This is a genomic window from Streptomyces spinosisporus (assembly GCF_022698145.1).
Classification (GTDB): Bacteria; Actinomycetota; Actinomycetes; order Streptomycetales; family Streptomycetaceae; genus Streptomyces; species Streptomyces spinosisporus.
This window is the reverse complement of the sequence record NZ_JALDAX010000007.1, coordinates 24461-42392: the sequence shown is the minus strand read 5'-3', so window position 1 is coordinate 42392 and position 17932 is coordinate 24461. Positions and strand designations below refer to the sequence as shown.

The window sequence follows — 17932 nt, the reverse complement described above, 5'->3', positions numbered from 1 at the left end:
ACAACGCGCAGCGCTACCGGAGGTGCCCGTATGACGCTCGACCGTGCCGCAGGTCTGGCGGAGTCCGCTCGGGCACTGGCCGACGGGGAGGTGAGCTCGCGGGCGCTCGTCGAGCAGGCGCTGGCCCGGATCGAGGCGTCGCAGACCTCCGTCAACGCCTTCCGGATCGTGCGGGCCGAGGCCGCGCTCGCCGAGGCCGAGGCCGCCGACGGGGAACTGGCCGCCGGGGTGCGCAAACCGCTGCTCGGCGTGCCGGTCGCCGTCAAGGACGACATGGACGTGGCGGGCGAGCCGACCGCGTTCGGCTGCGACGGACGGTTCCCGCCGGTCGCCGAGGACGGCGAGGCCGTACGGCGGTTGCGGGCGGCCGGGGCCGTGATCGTCGGCAAGACCAACACCTGTGAGTTCGGGCAGTGGCCGTTCACCGAGGGGCCCGCGTTCGGCGCGACCCGCAATCCGTGGAATCCGGAACACACGCCGGGTGGTTCGTCCGGCGGGTCGGCAGCGGCCGTCGCCGCCGGGCTGGTGCCGGCGGCCCTCGGTTCCGACGGCGCCGGGTCCGTGCGCATCCCCGCCTCCTGGACCCATCTCATCGGCATCAAGCCGCAGCGGGGCCGCATCTCCACCTGGCCGCGCGGCGAGTCCTTCCAGGGCATCACCGTCAACGGCACACTGGCCCGCGCCGTCGCGGACGCCGCCCTGCTGCTGGATGCGGCGAGCGGCAATCACGAGCGCGATCCGCACCGGCCGGAACGCATCGACGCGTCCGAGGCGGCCCGCCGTGAGCCCGGGCGGCTGCGCGTCGCGCTCGCCCTCAAACCGCCGTTCACCGCCCTACGCGCACGCCTCCAGCCGGAGGTGCGCGCCCGGGTGGTCCAACTCGCCGAGAAGATCGCCGGGTTGGGGCACGTCGTGGAGGAGGCCGATCCGCCCTACGGGCAGATCGGGCTCACCTTCGTCCCCCGTGCCACGGTCGGCATCGCCGAGCGCGTGGCCGAGGCGCCCTTCCCCGCACTCCTCGACCGCCGCACCCGCGAGGCCGCCCGGTTGGGCCGACTGCTCGGCGGGGCACCGCTCAGGGCGGCGCGGCGGGCCGAGGCGGTACTGCACCGCCGTATCGGCTCCGTGTTCGAGTCCTACGACGTAATCCTCGCGCCGACCACGGCCGCTCCCCCGCCGCGCATCGGCTCACTGCTGCCGCTGAGCGGCTTCGCCACCGACCGCGCGATGATCGCCGCCTGCCCCTACGCCTGGCCGTGGAACGTACTGGGCTGGCCCGGCGTCAACGTCCCGGCCGGCTTCGTGACCGGGGGCCTTCCCGTCGGCGCCCAGCTGCTCGGGCCGGCCGGCAGTGAACCGCTGCTGATCTGCCTGGCCGCGCAGTTGGAGGCGGAGCTGCACTGGCACGAGGTGTGGCCGCCGCAGCGGGCGGTCACGGATTCGCCGGCGGCGTAGGCACGGGGTGGGCACGTCGTCGTACGCGCACACGCACCGTCTAAGGTGCCCCCGTGACCGCGTCTACCGATGAGAACGTCCCGGGCCGCTTCGGCCCCTCCGCCACCACCGAGGCCGACCCGCGCCAGGTCGGCAGGGTGCGCACCGAGTACTCCCCCGCACATGACGGCGATCCCGACCCCGGCGAGATCGTGTGGACCTGGGTGCCCTTCGAAGAGAACGACGGCCGTGGCAAGGACCGCCCGGTCCTCGTCGTCGCCCGCGAGACCGGCGGCACCCTGCTCGCCGTCCAGCTCTCCAGCAAGCGGCACGACGGCGACCGGGAGTGGGTGGCCATCGGCAGCGGCCCCTGGGACCGCACCGGCCGCGACTCCTGGGTCGACGTCGACCGCGTCCTACGCCTCCACGAGAACGGCATGCGCCGCGAGGCCTGCGCCCTCGACCGCGGCCGCTTCAACCTGGTACGCCACCGCCTGGCGGAACGGTACGGCTGGACCTGAGTGCTGCGCCCGGGCGACAGCTGGGTGCGCGGGACAGCTGCGTGCGCTACGGCTCGGGCACCAGGGCTTCATACTGTCGCAACAGGTCGAACAGCTTGACGGCTCGGTAGAGGGAGTCGAGCTGCTCAGTAGCGAACTCGAACGCCTCATCGGCGCCCAGACGCACCTTGTCGGCGAGGACGCGGTTGATCTCTCCGTCGAGACGATGACGAGGTCGAGTTCGGCGGTGCGGTGGCGAGTGTGATGAACGCGTCGTAGGTGAGGGGCTGCTGAGTGGTCATGGGGAGGATCTCCGGTCGGGCGACGACGGGTATACCTGCCGGGGCGGCCCCCGGTCACGGCAGGCCCCCCGCACCGTCCGCGGCAGCACCCGGCTGCCGCCCGGAAGATCAACGCACGTTGGAACTCTACCGCCCCGCTCCCGACTCCCGGCGCCGTCAGCCGATGCTCAGCAGTCCCGCGCCCAGCGCGATCAGCGCCGCGGCCTTCGCCGCCTCCAGGCCGACGTAGTAGAAGTGCTCGTGCGAGCGGGGCAGGTTCTCGCCCGCCAGGATGCGGTCCGACCTGCGGTTCAACCGGGGGCGTACGACGAGCAGTTGGGCGAGGAGCAGCACCACCGTGGCCACCACCGGCGCCACGACCGCGGTCGACGGGTCACCCGCGGACACGGTGACGAGGACGGCGACGGCGAGTACGGCCTCGACGAGGTTCAGTGCCCGGAAGACCAGCCGGCCGATGCCCAGGCCGAGGGGGATGGTGATACCGGGGGCGCGGAACTTCAGCGGCGCCTCCAGGAAGGAGATCGCCAGCACCATGCCGAGCCAGACGAAGGTCATCGCGACCGCTGCCGCGGCCCACGTGGGGTACATCAAAGGTGCCTTTCTGCCGTCAACTGCCTGCCACCTGCCGTCTACTGCGGTACGGGCGCCAAGTGCGCCACACACACGTCCGGTTCGACGAACGGTTCGAGATCCGTCACCGTGAGCGGGGCGCGCATCTCGGTCAACGCCCCCTGCATCAGAGCCAAATGGAGCGGGCACACCAACTGCCCGTGCTCCTCGGCGAGTTCGAGGAAGGGACAGTGCCGCAGCCGGATCCGCGACGGTACGGCTCCGGGCCCGTCCCTACCCTCACCCTCGCTCCCGCTCTCCGGTTCGGGTGCGAAGCCCAGTTCGTCCAGCAGCCCGACGAGCCGAGCCGCCGACTCCCCGGCAGCGGGTTGCCGTTGAGAAGGCGGGGCCTCACCCAGGGAACGGCCCCACGCCCGCCCCGCCTCCATGGCGGCGGAACGCGCATCGGAACCGGTCGCCGCCAGCCTGCCCAGCAGCATCTGCGCGAGCAGCCGGTAGTTGCGGATGCCACCTCGGTCCATGCCCGGCCGCGGCGTATAGACCGTACGCGGACGCCCCGGCCCGGAGCGCTCCTGCACCCGCGGCTCCACGGCCCCCTCGTCGACCAGCGCCTCCAGATGGAACCGCACCGTGTTGGGGTGCACCCCGAGGCGCTCGGCGGTCTCCGCGACACCGAGCGGACCGGAGGCCGCACGCAGCACGTCGAGGACCTCACGGCGGCGCGAGCGGGGACCCGTACCGGCCATACCGTTCACCCACCCCTCCCAGCTGCGGATATTTTCTCCAAGCGTAACCTGTAATAATTCTAGCGGAGGGAAGGAGACCGATGACCGGGCCAGCACGGACGCGAGACGGCGAGGAGCCGGAGGCGGCCACCCCGCGCATTCTGTGCGACACCGCCGCCCTGACCTCCAAAGAACCCACGGCGGCCGGTGTGCTGTGGAAACTGACCGAGAGCGGACGCCAACTCGACGCCAACGTCGTCCGGTTGGCACCCGGCCACCGTGTCGCCCCGCACGCGGAGCCCGACCTGGACGTCCTGCTGCTGGTCGTCGCGGGCGACGGCGCGCTCGGCACCGACCGCGAGAGCGAGGCGCAACCCCTCGCTCCGGGCGCCCTCGTCTGGCTCCCCCACGGCTCCACCCGCAGCATCACCGCGGGCGACGAGGGCCTGGCTTACCTGACGGTCCACCGCCGCCGCCCCGGCATGCAGATCGGCCGCGCAGAGTAAAAGTAATTGCGTCCGACAGGAACTTGTCCCGTCGTTCGCCCGTCTACCTGGTCGAGGCCCCCGCAGCATCCCCCGTCTGCGGGGGCCTCACCTCGCGGACCGCACCGAGCTCGCCCACCGATCGGGCTACGCCGGAAGCCGATGCTCCGGAAAGGCCCGTAGGAACGCTCCACGGACCGTGTTGCCCGTCGTGCGGTCGAGGATCCCGAACACCACGTGCTCAAAGGTCCGGGCGAACCGTCCGCCCGGTCCGAGCAGGGCCCGGAAGGCGCCCGCCACCTGCGCCGGGTCGTTCTGGAAGACCCCGCAGCCCCAGGCGCCCAGCACCAGCCGGTCATAGCCCTCGGCGGCAGCCGTCTCCAGCACGCGCTCGGCGCGGACGGCGAGGGCTCGCGGCAGTGCGTCGGCCCGATCCGGCGCCGTACGCCTGATCACGCCCGCGTTCGGTGCCGCGGCCGTGAGGAAGCCCACCGCGCAGGGCGCGTCGAGCAGACGGCCGCGGTCGTCGCGGAAGACCGGCACCGCGGGCGAGTGGATGACACGGTCGGTGTAGAACGGATCGCGGTGGGCGCGGTGGTGGTCGTAGAACTGGCGGACTCCCACCAGACAGGTGTAGAGCGCGGAGGCACGGCACAGGGCCTCCTCCTGGGCCTGGGCGCCGTTCAGGTATCCGCCGCCGGGGTTGCGGGCCGAGGCGAAGTTCAGGACGGCGACCCGGCCGCCGAGCCGGCGCGCGGCCTCCAGGCTGCTCTCGCCGGTGACCTCGAAGTGTGTGTCGGCACGGGCGTCGGACGGGGGCGACGGGATCGGCACCGGCTCCGGGCCGTACATCCGGGTCCCGGCCCGCGCGGCCTCGACCGCCTCGGCGATCGACACCTCGCGCCCGTCGGGTGCGAGATACGCCCCCGCTGCCACGATCTGCTCCGTCTGCGTCGCGATGCCACGCAGGCGCGCGCTCATGGCGCCACCCCCGTGAGCGCCATGCGCGCACACCGTGCGCGCTCCCCCGTCGTGCTCATGGAGGAATCCTGGGCGATGCTGGACATGCGGTGCAACAGAGTTTCCGCGTCCGCAAACGCCCAGGAAAGCCCACACAAACACGCGGAACGGAGAGATTACCGAGTCGGAACGCGCCGATACGCACTCTTGTGCGAAGCGGCAGGAGGGTCTTGGGTGGGACGAGTGCTGCCGTCCGGGCACCTGACGGCCCGGGGCGGCGGCACGTTCGAATCTCAGGAGGTTCCTGTCATGTCCGATACGCCGAGTACCCCTCCGGCGCCCGACTGTACGGAGCCCCGCACCGCCCTCACCCCACCCGAGGTGGAGGCACTGGTCCGGGGCATCTGTTTCAAGACCGGCCCGCCCCGCAACGTCGGGGTCGAAGTGGAATGGCTCGTCCACGAGCTGCGCACACCGCAGCTCCCCGTCACCACCGAACGACTCGAAGCGGCCTACGCCGCACTGCGGTCCGTGCCCCTGAGGTCGGCGCTCACTGTCGAGCCCGGCGGCCAGCTCGAACTGAGCTCGGCGCCCGCCGCCTCCCTGATGGAGTGCATCGGAACCGTCTCCGCCGATCTCCGCGCCGTGCGCTCGGTCCTCGCCGAGCACGATCTCGGCCTGGTCGGCATGGGCCACGACCCGTGGCACCCTCCCCGCCGGTATCTGCACGAGCCGCGCTACGACGCCCTGGAGGCCTGCCTCGACCGGACCGGACCCGCCGGCCGCCGCATGATGTGCACCTCGGCGTCCGTCCAGGTCTGTCTGGACGCCGGGTACGAGGAACCCGGCCCTCTCGGCCACGGCCGCCGCTGGTGGCTGGCGCACCAGCTGGGCGCGGTCCTGGTGGCCGCCTTCGCCAACTCCCCGCTCGCCCGCCGCGAACCGACCGGCTGGCGCTCCACCCGGCAGCTGCTGTGGCTGGAGATAGGCGCCGGCCGTGCGGGCGCACCCCCGCTCGACGGGGACCCGCGCCAGGCGTGGGCCCGGCACGTCCTCGACTCACCGGTCATGTGCGTACGGCGGGACGACGGGCCGTGGGACGTCCCGGAGGGGCTGACCTTCCGGGAGTGGGCCGTCTCGGGCGCACCCAGACCGCCCACCCGGGAGGATCTCGACTACCACATCACGACCCTGTTCCCGCCGGTCAGACCGCGCGGGTTCCTCGAACTGCGCATGATCGACGCGCAGCCGGGAGAGGACGGGTGGATCATTCCGCTCGCCGTGGCGACGGCACTCTTCGACGACCCGGAGGCGGCCGAGACCGCGTACCGCACCGTGAAGCCGCTCGCCGAGCGGGCTCTCGCCCTGCCCGCGCCGCACAATCCGCTGTGGATCGACGCGGCCCGGCACGGCCTGGCCGACCCCGAACTGCACGAAGCGGCGATCACCTGCTTCGCGGCGGCCGTCGAGGCCCTGCCCAGGATCGGCGCCACCACCGAGGTCACGGACGCCGTGGCGGCGTACCTGGACCGCTATGTCATCCAGGGCCGCAGCCCGGCCGACGATCTGCTGGACCGGGTGCGTGGCACCGACCGGCGCCCGCACGGGAAGGACATCCGCACATGAACGACCCCGCCATCGACGAGACCTCCACGGAGGAGACGTTCATCGACGCGGAGACGCTCCGCGAGCGGGCGCTGACCACCCTCGTCACGGCCCGTGACCGCACCACGCTCCTGACCAGCTGTGTCGAGGAGCCCGACCTCACGGCCCAGCACTCGCCGCTGATGTCGCCGCTGGTGTGGGACCTGGCGCACATCGGCAACCAGGAAGAGCTGTGGCTGCTGCGGGCGGTCGCCGGCCGGGAGGCGATGCGACCCGAGATCGACGGCCTCTACGACGCCTTCGAGCATCCGCGCTCCGAACGGCCCTCGCTGCCCCTGCTGCCGCCCGCCGAGGCGCGCAGCTACGCGGCCGAGGTGCGCGGCCGGGTGATGGACCTGCTGGAGAGCGCCGACTTCCACGGGACGCGGCTGACCGAGGCGGGTTTCGCCTTCGGGATGATCGCGCAGCACGAACAGCAGCACGACGAGACGATGCTGATCACGCATCAGCTCCGCAAGGGCCCGCAGGCCCTGACCGCCCCGGATCCGGAACCGGCGCCTGTGCACACCGGGCCGTCCGAAGTCCTGGTCCCCGGCGGCCCGTTCACGATGGGCACCTCCACCGAGCCCTGGGCACTGGACAACGAACGCCCGGCGCACCGGCGCGAGGTGGCGCCGTACTACATCGACACGGCTCCCGTGACGAACGGCGCCTACCAGGCGTTCATCGAGGACGGCGGCTACGACAACGAGCGCTGGTGGACGCCCGAGGGCTGGGCACACGTCCGCCAGAACTCCCTGCACGCGCCGCTGTTCTGGCGCCGCGACGGCAAGCAGTGGCTGCGCCGCCGCTTCGGGGTCACCGAGGTGGTGCCGCCCGACGAGCCGGTGCTGCACGTGTGCTGGTACGAGGCGGACGCGTACGCCCGCTGGGCCGGGCGGCGGCTGCCGACCGAGGCCGAGTGGGAGAAGGCCGCCCGGCACGACCCGGCGACCGGCCGCTCGATGCGCTATCCGTGGGGTGACGCCGACCCGGCGCCCGAGCACGCCAACCTCGGCCAGCGGCATCTGCGCCCGGCGCCGGCGGGCAGCTACCCCCAGGGTGAGTCCCCGCTCGGCGTACGCCAGTTGATCGGTGACGTGTGGGAGTGGACGTCGAGCGACCTGACGCCGTACCCGGGATTCGAGGCCTTCCCGTACAAGGAGTACTCGGAGGTGTTCTTCGGTCCCGACTACAAGGTGCTGCGCGGCGGTTCGTTCGCCGTGGACCAGGTGGCCTGCCGGGGCACGTTCCGCAACTGGGACTACCCGATCCGGCGGCAGATCTTCTCCGGGTTCCGCACGGCCCGTTCGGGAGCCGTCTGATGTGCCGTCATCTGGCGTATCTGGGGCCCGAGGAGCCGCTCGGGCGGCTCCTCGTGGAGCCCGCGTACTCCCTGTACCGGCAGTCGTGGGCTCCGCGGCACCAGCGGCACGGCACCGTCAACGCCGATGGTTTCGGGGTCGGTTGGTATGCCGAGGGCGATCCGGTGCCGGCCCGCTACCGCCGGGCCGGGCCCATCTGGGCGGACCTGTCCTTCGCCGACCTGGCGCGCGTCGTGCGCTCGCGGGCCCTGCTCGCCGCCGTGCGGGACGCGACCCTGTCGGGCGCGGACGCGGAGGCCGCTGCCGCGCCGTTCGCCGCGGGGCCCTGGCTGTTCAGCCACAACGGCGCCGTCAAGGGGTGGCCGGGTTCGCTCGCCCCGCTGGTGTCGGGCCTGCCCGCGGTCGACGTGCTCTCGATGGAGGCCCGTAACGACTCGGCGCTCGTGTGGGCGCTGATCCTGGCGCGGCTGCGCGGTGGCGACGACGAGGGGCAGGCCCTGGCCGACACGGTCCTGGAGGTCGCCGAGGCGGCCCCCGGCTCCCGGCTCAACCTGCTGCTCACCAACGGCGAGACGATCACCGCGACCACCTGGGGCGACACCCTGTGGTATCTGTCCCGGCCCGGCCGCAGCACCGTCGTGGCCTCCGAGCCCTACGACGACGACCCGCACTGGCAGGAGGTTCCCGACCGCACACTCCTCGCGGCGAGCCGCACCGACGTGCTGCTCACGCCGCTCAAGGAGCCTGTTCAATCGCCGAGCGACGCCTTGGCGCCCGCACAGCCGAAGGAGCCCCGTACGTGAGCCCGTTCCTTCTCACCCGCACCCTCCCCGAGGACGCCACGGACGCCGCGCTGCGCGCCGACGTCCAGCGGGGCCTCACCGGTACGCCCAAGACGCTGCCGCCGAAATGGTTCTACGACGCCCGGGGCAGTGAGCTGTTCGAGCAGATCACCGAGCTGCCCGAGTACTACCCCACACGCGCCGAGCGGGAGATCCTCATCGCCCGCGCCGCCGAGATCGCCGAGGCGACCGGTGCCCGCACCCTGATCGAGCTCGGTTCGGGCTCCTCCGAGAAGACCAGGTATCTGCTGGACGCGCTCACGGACCTGGACACCTATGTCCCGGTCGACGTCAGCGAGAGCGCGCTCACGCAGGCCGGGCAGGCCCTCGTCGCCGAGCGGCCGGGTCTGCGGGTCCACGCGCTGATCGCCGACTTCACCGCGAGCGTGACGCTGCCGGACACGCCGGGGCCCCGGCTGATCGCGTTCCTCGGCGGCACGATCGGCAACCTGCTGCCCGCCGAACGGGCCGCGTTCTACGGCGCGATCCGCTCCCTCCTCTCCCCCGGCGACGCGCTGCTGCTCGGCACGGACCTGGTCAAGGACGAGCAGGTCCTGGTCCGCGCCTACGACGACGCGGCCCAGGTGACGGCGGCCTTCAACAAGAACGTCCTGACCGTGGTCAACCGCGAGCTGGACGCCGACTTCGACCCCGACGCCTTCGACCACGTCGCCCTGTGGGACTCCCGCAACGAGTGGATCGAGATGCGTCTGCGCTCCCGCACCGCCCAGACCGTCAAGATCCCCGCCCTCGATCTCGCCGTCGACTTCGCCGAGGGCGAGGACCTGCGCACCGAGATCTCGGCGAAGTTCCGCCAGGACGGCGTACGCGCCGAACTCGCGGCTGCGGGGCTGGAGTTGACGCATTGGTGGACGGACCGGGAAGGACGGTTCGCCCTGTCGTCGAGCGTGGCCCGGTGACGACGGCCGACAGGCCCGAGTGACCACAGCACACGGACGGGGGCGGGTGCCGGCAGCGGCGCCCGCCCCCGTCACACGATCCGGAGCCGGTCAGGGTCCGCCGGGTCCCGGTCAACGACCTGGACCGGCGGCCAGGCCCACTGCCAGACACCGACGCCGGGCACGCGGGTGAAGCTGATCTGCCCCCGGGTGCCCTCGACTCGGACGTGCGGCCAGGACGCGGCCACGCTCGCCCGGTCCGTGCCGTACGAGCGCAGCACCTCGGCGAGCACAGTGATGGTGTCGTAGCCCTCGAACGCGACGAAGGAGGGGGCGTGGGCCAGCCGTTCGCGCAGGGTCTTCTCGACGCGTGCACCGAGAGCGCCGAGGCGCTCGGGCATGTAGCGCAGGAACGGGATCGCCGCACCGTCGTCGCCCAGCAGGGCCGCCCACTCGGCGAACTCCGGTTGCCCGGCCGGAGCTCCGATCACGACGTCGGCGAGGCGCCGGTCCGCGCGGACGGCCTGGACGAGCGACACCGCCGGCTCCGGGTGACCGGTCAACAGGAGCAGGGCCGTCGCGCCCTGGTCGGCGATCTCGTCGCACACGGCCTCGGGGGTGAGCACGCGCAGGTCGAGTTCCACGACGCCGCCGCCGCGGGTGGCGAGGTGCTCGCGCAGCAGGCGGGTGCCGGATGCCCAGTAGACGCTCGGCTGGGCCGCCACGGCGATCCGACGGTGACCGGCGTCGAGCAGGAAGTCCGCGTAGATCCGCCAGCCGTGGGACTGCGCCGGGGCCAGGCGCGCGACCCGGTCCGTCGGCTCGTCGGTGAGCGCGTCGAGCACCGCCGACGAGCAGAGGAACGGCAGTCCGAGGGCGTCGGCCCTGGCGGCAGCGGCGCGGGCGACGACGCTGTGGTACTCCCCCGCCAGCGCGACGACGCCCAGCCCGGCCAGTTCCTCGACGGCCGCTTCGGCCCGCGCCGGATCGGCGGCGGTGTCCCGGACCACCAGCTCCAGCGGCCGTCCGCCGATCCCGCCGGCGTCGTTGACCTCGTGCACGGCCAACTCGAGCCCTGCGAGCAGGTGTTGGCCCGCCTCCACCCAGCCGGGCCGGGTCAGCGGGGCGAGAGCGCCGATCGGCACGGAGGGCGACGTACGCGTGACCATGCCGCCAGATTACGGGGTCGCTCGGGAGGGCCGGGCTTCGTGAACTCGGGAGGGCCGGGCTTCGTGAATGCGTCGGAGCCAGGACCGTTCGGTCGCGATCAGCCCAGCCTGTTCAGGATGTCGGTGATGCGCCGCGAGGCTTGGCGGGCCTCGGTCGCGGGGTCGGCGCCCGTGAGCACCTTGGTCATGTACGCCTTGATCGGGTTGTCCGCCTCGACCGCGCCCCACTGGGGCGTGCTGGGTGTGGCCCGGCCCTGGGCGGCACCGGCCGCCATGGCCGCGAGACCCTCCTCGCCGGCGACATCGCCCGCGAGGGTCTTCTTGTTGGGGACGTAGTTCATGGTGCGGGCCAGGTCGGTGTCCCATCTGGCTCCGGTGAGGGCGCCGACGACGGCGACGGCGCCGTCCCGCTCGCGGGTGTTGTTCGGTATGACGAGGTCGGAGCCGCCGGTGAACACCGCGCCCGGGCGGGCGGCGGTCGGGCCGGGCACCGGGAAGAAGCCCAACTGGCCTTTCAGGGAGGGGTTCTGCTGCACGACGGTGCGGGCGAGCCCCGGGACCGCCACCATCTGCGCCACCTTGCCCTTGGCGAACACGCCTGCCTGCGGCGGGTGTTCCTCGTCGGCGTCGGCCGGTCCGTCGCCGAGGGCCTGCAGTTGCCGGTAGAAGTCCATGCCGCGCAGGGCGGCCGGGGTGTCCAGGGTGCCGCGCCAGCCCTCGCCGTCCCCGTCGTCGGCCAGCTCGCCGCCCTCGTCCCAGATGAAGCCGGCCAGGGTGTACCAGTCCTGTCCGGCCAGGTAGATGCCCTGGTTCCCACGGGAGTTGAGCTTCTCGGAGGTGTCGAGCCACTGCTCACGGGTGCGTGGCACGGCCTTGACGCCGGCCTGCGCGAAGAGGTCCTTGCGGTAGACGACGACGCGGTTGGCCGCGTACCAGGGAATGCCGTACTGGTGGGAGAGCAGCTGCCCCGGCTCCCTGAGCCCGGGCAGCCAGCCCTCGCCGCCCCAGCGCAGTGACGACTCCAGGGTCAGGTCGAGCAGCCGGTCGCCCTCCACGTACTGCGGCACCTGGGTGTTGCCGACCTCGATGACGTCCGGCCCGTCCCCGGAGTCGGCGTTCAGCGCCGCCTGCACCTTCTGACCGATGCCGGTCCACTGCTGGATGCGGACGTCCAGCCGGAGATCGGGGTGGTCGCGCTCGAACGCCCTGGTGAACCGGCGCAGAAAGCCCTGCGAGGCGCTGTCCTTCATCAGCCATGCCGTGACGGTGCGTCTGCTCCTGCCACCGGGTTCGAGCCCACAGGCGCCGACGAGTCCGAGGGAGGACAGGGCGAGAAGGCGACGACGTTCCACGAGGGGTCCTGTTCTGTCTGACGGACAGGGAAAAGGGCCCGACGTGGGGGGGACGAGCGCGGGGCTCGTACGGGTCGTCCGGGAGTTTGGTATGGACCAATACGTCAGTCAAGGGGTGTGCATTTCGCACTTCCGTTGACAAAAGGCGGCTACGACGAGCGCCGACCCCGCGCGTACTCCTCGGCCAGGCGCAGGCTCTCCTCGACCCCGTGCGGGATGTCGGTCACCGGGAAGAGCGCGTGCCGTACGGTCCGTTCGGCGTCGGCGACGAGGATCAGACGCTTGAGCCGCAGCCGGCCGGCGCCCCGGAAGGTCGGCAGCCGCAGGGCGGCGGCCAGTTGATGACGGGCATCGGACAGGAGCGCGTACGGAATCTCCTCGGTACGGGCGAACTCGGCCTGTGCGGGGGTGAGTTGGGTGCTGATGCCCCGCACGTCTACGCCCGCCCGCCGGAAGTCGGGCCAGGCGTCCCTGAAAAGGCGGTTCTCCAGGGTGCAGCCGGGAGCGCCCGGAATGGACTCGACCCAGTCGATCCCGGTGCCGGGGTAGGTGAAGAGCACCGTGGCGGCGGCGTCCGGGGAGGTGAGGGGCAGGTTGGCGCCCTGCGTGCCGGGCAGTTCGAGGCCGTCGGGCAGGCGGGTGCCGACCAGTGCGTGCACCCGGGCGTGCTCGGCGCCGTCCTCCCCGGCCGTCGCGGTGAGACTGCCGTCGCCCAGCATCCAGCGGTCGCCCCAGTCCTGCATGGCGACCAACAGCGGCAGCAGCGCCGAACCGGCGTCCGTGAGCAGGTATTCGTAGCGCACCGGACGCCGCTGGTAGAGGCTGCGCTGCAGCACTCCGTGGGCGACGAGCCGGCCGAGCCGTTCGGTGAGGACCTTGCGGGACAGCCCGATCCCGGCGGCGAGCGCGTCGAAGCGGACGTGTCCGCGGGCGATCTCCCGCAGCACCAGCACGTTCCACCAGTCGCCCAGGACCATGGCGGCCTGGGCGATGCCGCATGTCTCGTCGGCGTTGTGCATTCTCATGCCCTCATAGTAGGTTCCCATTCGGAACTCACTTTGTTTCTGTCAGGAACTTATTGTCCGCCGCCACAACGGCGGGCCCGCCGTGAGGAGTCGTAACGTGACCGTCATCAGCCGGGTCGTCGCACGGGAGATCATCGACAGCCGGGGCAACCCCACCGTCGAGGTCGATGTGGAGCTCAGGGACGGCTCGCTCGGCCGCGCCGCCGTGCCGTCCGGCGCCTCCACCGGGGCGCGCGAGGCGGTGGAGCTGCGCGACGGCGACCCGACCCGCTTCCACGGCAAGGGAGTCAGGCGAGCCGTCGACGCCGTGAACGAGCGCATCGCGGACGCCGTGACCGGGCTCGACGCCGAGGACCAGGCCGCCGTGGACGCCACGATGACCGAACTGGACGGCACCGACACCAAGTCGAACCTCGGCGCGAACGCGATCCTCGGCGTCTCGCTCGCCACCGCCAAGGCCGCCGCCACCGCACACCGGCTGCCGCTGTACCGCTACGTCGGCGGGGTCGACGCGCGGCTGCTGCCGGTACCGATGATGAACATCGTCAACGGCGGTGCCCACGCCGACAATCCGCTGGACTTCCAGGAGTTCATGATCGCCCCGATCGGCGCCGGCAGCTTCGCCGAGGCCGTCCGGATGGGCTCGGAGGTGTTCCACACCCTGCGCCGCAGCCTGCTCGCGGCCGGACACAGCGTGAACGTCGGTGACGAGGGCGGCTTCGCACCCGATCTGCGCACCGCGGAGGAGGCCCTGGAGTTCGTCGTCCGCGCCGTCGAGGAGACCGGCTACAAGCCCGGCACCGACATCACCCTCGTCATGGACCCGGCCACCTCGGAGTTCTTCCGCGACGGCGTCTACGACTACACGGGCGAGGGCGTCCGCCGCACCCCGGCCGAACACGCCGACTACCTGGCCGAGTTGGTCGACCGCTACCCCGTCGCCTCGATCGAGGACCCGATGGCCGAGGACGACCACGAGGGCTGGCGCGACCTGACCGCGCGGCTCGGTGACCGCTGCCAGCTCACCGGCGACGACGTCTTCTGCACCAACGAGACACTGCTACGGGCCGGCATCCGCGACGGCATCGCCAACTCGATCCTGGTGAAGGTCAATCAGATCGGCACCCTCACCGAGACCCTGGCCACGGTCACCGCCGCCCACCGCGCCGGCTACACCGTCGTGATGTCGCACCGCTCCGGCGAGACCGAGGACACCACGATCGCCGACCTCGCCGTCGCCACCGGCTGCGGCCAGATCAAGACCGGTTCGCTCTCCCGCTCCGACCGCACGGCCAAGTACAACCAGCTCGTGCGCATCGAGGAGGAACTCGGCGACCGGGCCCGCTATGCGGGGCGGGAGGCGCTGGGGCTGCGCCGCTGAAGCCCCTCCGAGGCCACGAGCTGGGATTTGCAGTGCGAACCGGGCTACCTGGCAGGGGGATTGGGGCCTAGGTTGTGCACTGACCCATCCCCGCCTCGGCTGAAAGACGGACGCGACACATGACCGACCCTGAGACCAACCCCGGACCGGCGGCGCACACGAAGATCGACACGTCGGTGCCGCACTCGGCCCGGATCTGGAACTACTGGCTGGGCGGGAAGGACAACTACCCGGTCGACGAGGAGGCGGGCGACGCCTACACCGCCGTCTTCCCCGGCATCGTCACCATCGCCCGCAGCAGCCGCGCGTTCCTGCGCCGCAACATCACCTACCTGGTCTCCGAGGCCGGGATCCGGCAGTTCCTGGACATCGGGACGGGCCTGCCCACCGCCGAGAACACCCACCAGGTGGCGCAGCGGATCGCCCCCGAGTCACGGATCGTCTACGTCGACAACGACCCGATGGTGCTCTCCCACGCCCGCGCCCTGCTCTACTCCTCACACGAGGGCGCGACCGCCTACATCGACGCCGATGTGACGGACCCGGAGCGCATCCTGGCCGTCGCCGCCGAGACGCTGGACCTCAGCCGTCCCACGGGCCTGATCCTCAGCAACATCCTGGGGCACGTGGGCGACCACAAGGAGGCGCGGGCCATCGTGACCCGCCTGATGGACGCGCTGCCCTCCGGCAGCTACCTGTCCGTCAACGACGGTTCGCGGGGCATCGACCCGGTCTTCGAGCAGGCCCAGGACGCCTACAACGAGAGCGGCGCCGTGCCGTACAACCTGCGCACGGTCGACGAGATCACGGCGTACTTCGAGGGCCTGGAGCTGGTCGACCCCGGTGTCGTCTCCGTTCCCCTGTGGCGTCCGGAGCCCGGCTCTGCGGCCGGCGAGGTCATAGCCGAGCACGGCGGTCTCGCCCGCAAGCCGTGAGCTGATCCGTCGCGGACGGCCGCCGGGGCGGTCCGATGTGTCGCGCTCCGCCGTGCCGTGGGGCACGGTGGAGTGACGCGTGACACAGGTGTCACCGCCGAGAGGAGCAGCGGCATGTCGAACCACACGTACCGGGTCACCGAGATCGTCGGTACCTCGCCCGACAGCGTCGACCAGGCCATCCGCAACGGCGTCACCCGCGCCTCGCAGACCCTGCGCAACCTGGACTGGTTCGAGGTGACCCAGGTCAGGGGGGCCATCGAGGAGGGGCAGATCGCGCACTGGCAGGTCGGCCTGAAGGTGGGCTTCCGCCTGGAGGAGTCGGACTGACCCCCCGGGCCCCCGCCCATGCGGGCACGAGCCCCAACAAGGCCGGGCGCCACAAGGCACCCGGCCACGCCGCCCCGAACAGACCGCCCCCACTAGGCCCTCGGCCATGCCGACATCAGGACCGCCGGAGCCACCCGGCACCCGGCACCCGGCACCCAGCCATACGGCTGCAGGCAGACCGCCGCCACTAGGCCCTCGGACACGCCGGCATCAGGACCGACGGAGCCGCCCGGCACCCGGCCATACGGCCGCAGGCGGACCACCCCCACCAGGCCCTCGGACACGCCGGCATCAGGACCGACGGGGCCGCCCGCCACCGGGCACCCAGCCATGCGGCCGCGAGCAGACCGCCCGCCACGGCATCCGGCCATACGGCCGCGGACAGGCCGCCCCCACCAGGCCCTCGAGCATGCCGACATCAAGACCCGACGCGGCCGCCCGCCACCCGGTACCCGCCACCCGGTACCCGGCACCCGGCACCCGGCACCCGGCACCCGACCATGCAGCCCCAGGCAGACCGCCCGCCACGGCACCCGGCCATGCAGCCCCAGGCAGACCACCCCCACCAGGCCCTCGGCCATGCCAGCAACAGGACCGACCGAGCCGCCCGCCACCGGGCACTCAGGCGTGCCGACGGAGCATGTTCGTCGCCGGAGGCTTCGGCATTCGGGGCGGCGGGGCTGGAATGCGTTCGGGCCTCAGGTCCGCCCTTCCCCCTCCTGCGCCGTCCTCAGGGCGGTGGACGGAGCGGTCCAGTGGGCGCGTACGACGTTGAAGCCGGACCGTTCGGCGTCCTCGCACACCAGCTCGTCGTCGTCCACGAACACGCGGATCTCCCGGGTGCGGGCGAGGCGGCGCAGGATCTCCAGCTTGGTGCGGCGGGCGGGCCTGCGGTCGTCGTTGCGCCGCATGTGCAGCCGCCCTTCGGGCAGTCCCTGCGCGGCGAGCCAGGCGACCGTGTCCCGACGGCAGCGCTCGGGCCGCCCGGTGAGATAGACGACCTCGCACTCCTTCGCGCTCTCCAGCGCCAGCGTGACGCCCTCCGGGATCGGCGGGTCGGCGGGGGCGGCCGCGAAGAAGGCGTCCCAGTCCCGCGGGCGGCGCTCCAGGAACCGCTGCCGGTGGGCCGTGTCGGCCAGCGTGTTGTCGAGGTCGAACACGGCGATCGGCCGTTCGCTGCTGTCGGTCACACGGTCACCCTAGACGGGGGTCAGCGGGGGTCCTGGAGGAACGCGACCAGGGCGGCGGTGAGTTCGGCGGGGGCGTCCTCCTGGACGAGGTGACCGGCGCCGGGGACGGGTTCGAGGCGGGCGGTCGGGATGCGGGCGACGAGCTCATGGCCCTTGACCGGCGGGATCCAGGTGTCCTCCTGGCCCCAGCAGACCAGGGTCGGGACGCGGATCTCGCCGTAGCGGTGCTGGATCTGGTTGGTGTGGCGCTGGTCGGCCTGGGCGATCTGCCGGTAGAAGGCCGGCTGTCCGAGGTCGCCGAGCCAGGGCTCGACGAGCCGTTCCAGTACGGCGGGGTGCAGTCCCCGGCTGCTGGCCGAGGAGATGTACTCGCGCACCAGGGCGCCGTGCAGCGCGGGCGGCAACTGCTCGAAGACGTGGGCGTGTTCGCCGACGAGCCGGAAGAACGGCGAGCCCCACGGGGCCAGCGCGACCGGGTCGACCAGGGCGAGGGCGCGGTAGCGGACCTCGTGCAACAGATGGGCCCGCAGGGACACGGCACCGCCGAAGTCGTGCGCCACGACCAGCGGTTCGGTGAGTTCCCAGTGCGCCAAGAGTTCGGTGAAGACCCGGCTCTGGGCCGCCAGCGAGACGTCCTGTCCGTCGGACATCTGCGAGGCGCCATAGCCGGGCATGTCCCACACGAACACCTGGTACCGGCCGGCGAGAGCGCGGGCGACGGCGCGCCACACGTACGACGAGAACGGCGTGCCGTGACAGAGGACGACCGGGTCCCGGCCGGGGTCTCCCAACGTGTCCCAGCGGACGCTTCCGGAGCTGCTGCGGAAGGTCCGGGTCAGCGGCCAGTCGCTCACGGAGGCGCTC

At 72.2% G+C, this 17932-nt stretch carries 18 protein-coding genes; 10 read left to right on the top strand and 8 right to left on the bottom strand.

Features of this window, described 5'->3' with window-relative positions; all coding sequences use genetic code 11:
* Positions 1-30 precede the first annotated feature (30 nt).
* Positions 31-1455, top strand: a complete 1425-nt coding sequence (locus tag MQN93_RS19645) for an amidase (RefSeq protein ID WP_242710555.1) — start codon at positions 31-33, stop codon at positions 1453-1455.
* 53 nt (positions 1456-1508) lie between these two features.
* Positions 1509-1955, top strand: a complete 447-nt coding sequence (locus MQN93_RS19640) for a type II toxin-antitoxin system PemK/MazF family toxin (protein WP_242710554.1) — start codon at positions 1509-1511, stop codon at positions 1953-1955.
* 437 nt (positions 1956-2392) lie between these two features.
* On the opposite strand, the gene MQN93_RS19635 is transcribed toward MQN93_RS19640, so the two are convergent.
* Both MQN93_RS19635 and MQN93_RS19630 read right to left on the bottom strand, forming a co-directional pair.
* Complete coding sequence (locus tag MQN93_RS19635) at positions 2393-2824, bottom strand: hypothetical protein (protein ID WP_016431035.1); 432 nt, start codon at positions 2822-2824, stop codon at positions 2393-2395.
* Between the two features lie 41 nt (positions 2825-2865).
* Positions 2866-3552, bottom strand: coding sequence for a helix-turn-helix transcriptional regulator (locus tag MQN93_RS19630; RefSeq protein WP_242710823.1), 687 nt, complete (start codon positions 3550-3552; stop codon positions 2866-2868).
* An 80-nt stretch (positions 3553-3632) separates the two neighbouring features.
* Here MQN93_RS19630 and MQN93_RS19625 point away from each other — a divergent pair, with 80 nt between their 5' ends.
* On the top strand, positions 3633-4037 hold the full coding sequence (locus MQN93_RS19625; RefSeq protein WP_242710553.1) for a cupin domain-containing protein: 405 nt from the start codon (positions 3633-3635) through the stop codon (positions 4035-4037).
* Positions 4038-4163: 126 nt separating this feature from the next.
* Here MQN93_RS19625 and MQN93_RS19620 read toward each other — a convergent pair whose 3' ends face one another.
* Complete coding sequence (locus MQN93_RS19620) at positions 4164-4997, bottom strand: TIGR02452 family protein (protein WP_242710552.1); 834 nt, start codon at positions 4995-4997, stop codon at positions 4164-4166.
* A gap of 288 nt (positions 4998-5285) precedes the next feature.
* Between MQN93_RS19620 and egtA the strand changes: the two genes are divergently transcribed.
* The 4 genes from egtA to egtD are packed head-to-tail and all read left to right on the top strand — an operon-like array spanning position 5286 to position 9707.
* A complete protein-coding gene (gene egtA / locus MQN93_RS19615) occupies positions 5286-6602 on the top strand; it encodes an ergothioneine biosynthesis glutamate--cysteine ligase EgtA (protein ID WP_242710551.1) in 1317 nt (438 codons plus the stop codon).
* Complete coding sequence (gene egtB, locus MQN93_RS19610) at positions 6599-7945, top strand: ergothioneine biosynthesis protein EgtB (protein ID WP_242710550.1); 1347 nt, start codon at positions 6599-6601, stop codon at positions 7943-7945. The genes egtA and egtB overlap by 4 nt, the downstream gene beginning before the upstream one ends.
* Positions 7945-8748, top strand: coding sequence for an ergothioneine biosynthesis protein EgtC (gene egtC, locus MQN93_RS19605; RefSeq protein WP_242710549.1), 804 nt, complete (start codon positions 7945-7947; stop codon positions 8746-8748). The genes egtB and egtC overlap by 1 nt, the downstream gene beginning before the upstream one ends.
* On the top strand, positions 8745-9707 hold the full coding sequence (egtD, locus tag MQN93_RS19600) for an L-histidine N(alpha)-methyltransferase (protein ID WP_242710548.1): 963 nt from the start codon (positions 8745-8747) through the stop codon (positions 9705-9707). Before egtC ends, egtD begins: the two co-directional genes overlap by 4 nt.
* 71 nt (positions 9708-9778) lie before the next feature.
* On the opposite strand, the gene MQN93_RS19595 is transcribed toward egtD, so the two are convergent.
* From MQN93_RS19595 to MQN93_RS19585, 3 genes are all read right to left on the bottom strand, one after another.
* A complete protein-coding gene (locus tag MQN93_RS19595) occupies positions 9779-10855 on the bottom strand; it encodes an ABC transporter substrate-binding protein (RefSeq protein ID WP_242710547.1) in 1077 nt (358 codons plus the stop codon).
* 98 nt (positions 10856-10953) lie between these two features.
* Entirely contained in the window at positions 10954-12207 is a 1254-nt protein-coding gene (locus tag MQN93_RS19590) for an extracellular solute-binding protein (RefSeq protein WP_242710546.1), read from the bottom strand.
* 149 nt (positions 12208-12356) lie between these two features.
* The gene (locus MQN93_RS19585; protein WP_242710545.1) at positions 12357-13232 is read right to left on the bottom strand and encodes a winged helix-turn-helix transcriptional regulator; all 876 of its coding nucleotides are present in this window, start codon (positions 13230-13232) and stop codon (positions 12357-12359) included.
* A gap of 97 nt (positions 13233-13329) precedes the next feature.
* Here MQN93_RS19585 and eno point away from each other — a divergent pair, with 97 nt between their 5' ends.
* The 3 genes from eno to MQN93_RS19570 all read left to right on the top strand — a co-directional run bounded on the left by eno (position 13330) and on the right by MQN93_RS19570 (position 15878).
* On the top strand, positions 13330-14613 hold the full coding sequence (gene eno / locus MQN93_RS19580) for a phosphopyruvate hydratase (protein ID WP_016431046.1): 1284 nt from the start codon (positions 13330-13332) through the stop codon (positions 14611-14613).
* 119 nt (positions 14614-14732) lie between these two features.
* Positions 14733-15548: an SAM-dependent methyltransferase gene (locus tag MQN93_RS19575; RefSeq protein WP_242710544.1), complete on the top strand. Its 816-nt coding sequence runs from the start codon at positions 14733-14735 to the stop codon at positions 15546-15548.
* Positions 15549-15662: 114 nt separating this feature from the next.
* Complete coding sequence (locus MQN93_RS19570; protein WP_016431048.1) at positions 15663-15878, top strand: dodecin; 216 nt, start codon at positions 15663-15665, stop codon at positions 15876-15878.
* A gap of 698 nt (positions 15879-16576) precedes the next feature.
* Here MQN93_RS19570 and MQN93_RS19565 read toward each other — a convergent pair.
* Complete coding sequence (locus tag MQN93_RS19565; protein ID WP_016431049.1) at positions 16577-17068, bottom strand: phosphatase domain-containing protein; 492 nt, start codon at positions 17066-17068, stop codon at positions 16577-16579.
* A 20-nt stretch (positions 17069-17088) separates the two neighbouring features.
* Complete coding sequence (locus MQN93_RS19560) at positions 17089-17922, bottom strand: alpha/beta fold hydrolase (protein WP_242710543.1); 834 nt, start codon at positions 17920-17922, stop codon at positions 17089-17091.
* Between the last annotated feature and the right edge of the window lie 10 nt (positions 17923-17932).